Raw genomic sequence first — 4220 nt, 5'->3', positions numbered from 1 at the left:
TGTGGAACATTGGTTACTGGAACTTCGATTGGCTCAATCGGTTGTTTTTCAACAACGGTCTTGTTGTCTATATCACCAACAGTTGCGATTGGTTTACTGTTTGGATCTTTAGAATCTGTACCAGCTGTCTTTTCTTGATCATCTGTATAGCCATCGTTATCATCATCTGGATCGGTGACGTCTGGCAATTTATCGCCATCTGTATCACGTTGAACCTTGATTGTGATATCTTTTTCGGCAACAGGATTTCCATTGGCATCTTTCACAACCACTTTGACAGGGAAGTCACGTTCTTCTTCATCTTTGCCCCAATCAGTTACAGTTGGGGTACCAGTGATCTTGCCAGTTGCTGGGTCATAGGTCAAGCCAGTTGGTAAGCCAGTTACTTCAACGCTACCATTGTGTGGAACATTGGTTACTGGAACTTCGATTGGCTCAATCGGTTGTTTTTCAACAACGGTCTTGTTGTCTATATCACCAACAGTTGCGATTGGTTTACTGTTTGGATCTTTAGAATCTGTACCAGCTGTCTTTTCTTGATCATCTGTATAGCCATCGTTATCATCATCTGGATCAGTGACATCTGGCAATTTATCGCCATCTGTATCACGTTGAACCTTAATCGTAACATCTTTTTCGGCAACAGGATTTCCATTGGCATCTTTCACAACCACTTTGACAGGGAAATCGCGTTCTTCTTCATCTTTGCCCCAATCGGTTACAGTTGGAGTTCCGGTGATTTTGCCAGTTGCTGGGTCATAGGTCAAGCCTGTTGGTAGACCAGTTACTTCAACGCTACCATTATTTGGTTTGTTTTCTACTGGGACATCGATTGGCTCAATCGGTTGTTTTTCAATAACCGTCTTATTTTCAAGATTGCCGACGCTTGCAGTTGGTTTACTGTTTGGATCTTTGGAATCTGTACCAGCTGCCTTTTCTTGATCATCTGTGTAGCCATCGTTGTCATCGTCTGGGTCGGTGACATCTGGGATACCGTCGCTATCTGTATCACGTTGAACCTTAATCGTAACATCTTTTTCGGCAACAGGATTTCCAGCAGCGTCTTTCACAACCACTTTAACAGGGAAGTCGCGTTCTTCTTCATCTTTGCCCCAATCGCTTACAGTTGGAGTCCCAGTGATTTTGCCAGTTGCTGGGTCATAGCTCAAGCCAGTTGGTAAGCCAGTTACTTCTACTGTACCATTATTTGGTTTGTTTTCTACTGGGACATCGATTGGTTCAATCGGTTTCTTTTCAATAACTGTCTTATTTTCAAGATTGCCAACTGCTGGCGTTGCCGGTTTACTGTTTGGATCTTTAGAATCTGTACCAGCTGCCTTTTCTTGATCATCTGTGTAGCCATCGTTGTCATCGTCTGGGTCTGTGACATCTGGGATACCGTCGCTATCTGTATCACGTTGAACCTTAATCGTAACATCTTTTTCGGCAACAGGATTTCCAGCAGCGTCTTTCACAACCACTTTAACAGGGAAGTCACGTTCCTCTTCAGTATTGCCCCAATCGCTTACAGTTGGAGTTCCAGTGATTTTGCCAGTTGCTGGGTCATAGCTCAAGCCAGTTGGTAAGCCTGTTACTTCAACGCTACCATTATTTGGTTTGTTTTCTACTGGGACATCAATTGGTTCAATCGGTTTCTTTTCAATAACTGTCTTATTTTCAAGGTTGCCAACTGCTGGCGCTGCTGGTTTACTGTTTGGATCTTTAGAATCTGTGCCAGCTGCCTTTTCTTGATCATCTGTGTAGCCATCGTTGTCATCGTCTGGGTCGGTGACATCTGGGATACCGTCGCTATCTGTATCACGTTGAACCTTGATCGTAACATCTTTTTCGGCAACAGGATTTCCAGCAGCGTCTTTCACAACCACTTTGACAGAGAAATCACGTTCCTCTTCAGTATTACCCCAATCGCTTACAGTTGGAGTTCCGGTGATTTTACCGGTTGTTGGATCATAGGTCAAGCCAGTTGGTAAGCCTGTTACTTCTACTGTACCATTATTTGGTTTGTTTTCTACTGGGACATCGATTGGTTCAATCGGTTTCTTTTCAATAACGGTCTTATTCTCAATGTTACCTATTGTTGGCTTTTGTGTTGATTCTGCCACAATAACCGTAACTGTCACCTCTTCACTTGAACCGTCCGGATAAGTAATCACTACTGGCACTTCAAAAGTACCGGCAGTATTGCCATCTGGAACAGTTGCACCTGCTTTAGCAACTACTTTAGAAGCAGACGGTATTTTCTTAACAGCATTTGATAAATCATCTGCAGTTGTAGCTTCACCAAATGGTTTATTAATTACTTCTGTTTCTGGATCATAGATATCTTTATCTGGAAGATCAACATCTGTTGCTAACAATCCTGAATTTCCAATGGTTGTTGGTAAAACACCTCCATCACCTGCTGTAAAGTAGCCTGTGATTGGTAAAATATCAGAATCAGCCGGTACTTTAAAGACTGGATAGCCCTCTGAAGAGCCCGTTATTAATTCACGGATTGGCTGTTTAAATTTAATGACTGTACGTACATAAGCTGGGTTTTGTGCACCATTTACATTCACATAGGAATTCTTATTAGAAGAGTTCCCTAAACTTACTGCATTACTTCCAATTGCAAAAGTAGCATGTCCATTTCCATCAAATGTGGTTGTTGCACGATAGTGCTCTGTTTTAATCGCTTCATCTAAACCATTTGAAAAACTGTATTCAGCAATATGCAACTCAACATTAGCAATATATGGTAATAAAGCTGGGTCTATATCCAGATTATACGTTGTATTTTTCAATGCATCTTGGAGTGTTAATGCCATTGTTCCATTTTTTAGCATGGTTTGGTCAAATACAATGGCTCCATAAGTTCTATATGATGGATTATATTTAACACCGGCACTAGTCGTAATCTTTTTCAGTTTATCCAATTTTTTAGAATCTGTTGACGTTGGACTTGGTGTTTGATTTTCACGAACTCTAAATACACCACTTGTTGCTGATGTGGCAACAACTGAATTTTTCGCTGTATCAAAAACATACGTACGATATGCCATAAATTCAGGTATATTTGGGTCTTTTACAATATTTTGTATCGGTTCTTTGAGTGTAATTCTACCAGTTGTTAACTGTGTACCTAATTCAGCACCCCCAAAAATTCCTCCGTTTGCACGAATGAAATTTGATTGGAAAATGTTTGTGTCACCTACGCGTGTTAGTACAACATTATTTGAACTGCCAACAGGTTTCACTGTGATTGTTTCAACTTTTGATGCGATTGCCTCATCTAATTGTAAACGGAATTTCCAATTATCACCAGAATTTGCCCCAGCTAGATAATAAGCAACCTGAAAATCAATGTTATTTCCAGTCATCTTCGTTAAATCTGGGAAGATAGTCATCGCATCTTGGAACGTATAATTTTTTGTTTTTTCCGTATCTGAAGTTCCTAAAGAACGAAAAGAGGTTCCCTCAGAAATTGGTTGACCTTGATTCGGGAATATAACGGCACGTTTTTCAGCCTTGTTTGCCTCATTTAAAATAGCACCGATAGCATCCTGAGTATCTGCCGCTTTGATTTGAGCTACGAAGTCTGCTTTTGCTTCCTCGGAGATATGTGTATAGGAATCCAAGGTTGCAACTGCATTTTCTTTTGCAGCTGACAAATCTGGTTGAACTGCTTCTTCTTTAGCTTTTGATTCTGTAGCTACTTTGGCATTTTCATTTATGCCCTTTGCTCGTTCAATAATCTCGTTGACAGAGTCTGAAGTTGTTGCAACTTCGATATCTTTCTCAAAGGTTGCTTTTTCTACATCGGAAAGAGCTGTTAGTTCTTTCAATGCTTCAAGCGCCAATCCTTTAACAGCTGTTAAGTCTGTTCCGTCTGTCTTACCAGCCTCAGCTGTTGCTGCTTCTTCAACTTTAACAACTTCTGTTACTGCAGGAGTTGAGCTATTAGCTTCCACTTCATCCGCAGATACATTGCTCGTTAAACCTAGTGTGATTACTGCCCCAAGTAACACACTAGCTGCACCAAAATGATACGTACGAATCGAAAAACGCTGATTTAGTCCGTACCAATCAAACTTGTTTCTTTTGTTCTTTTTCAAAAGTAAATACCCCTTTATTTTTTTATACACAAACCAGACATCTTCTTCCAAGGAAAATGTCACAACCCGTGTTACATTTGACAATTATACCCGTCTCTTATACAC

At 40.6% G+C, this 4220-nt stretch carries 1 protein-coding gene; it reads right to left on the bottom strand.

Going from position 1 to position 4220, the window contains the following annotated elements; genetic code table 11:
• Positions 1–4199 (bottom strand): putative Ig domain-containing protein (locus E4T79_RS10490; RefSeq protein WP_135030065.1); only part of this gene is annotated, 4199 nt, incomplete at its 3' end.
• Positions 4200–4220: the final 21 nt, after the last annotated feature.

Source organism: Streptococcus sp. LYSM12, assembly GCF_004569635.1.
Classification (GTDB): Bacteria; Bacillota; Bacilli; order Lactobacillales; family Streptococcaceae; genus Streptococcus.
The sequence above is the reverse complement of the archived record's forward strand: the minus strand, read 5'-3'. Positions and strand labels throughout refer to the sequence as shown.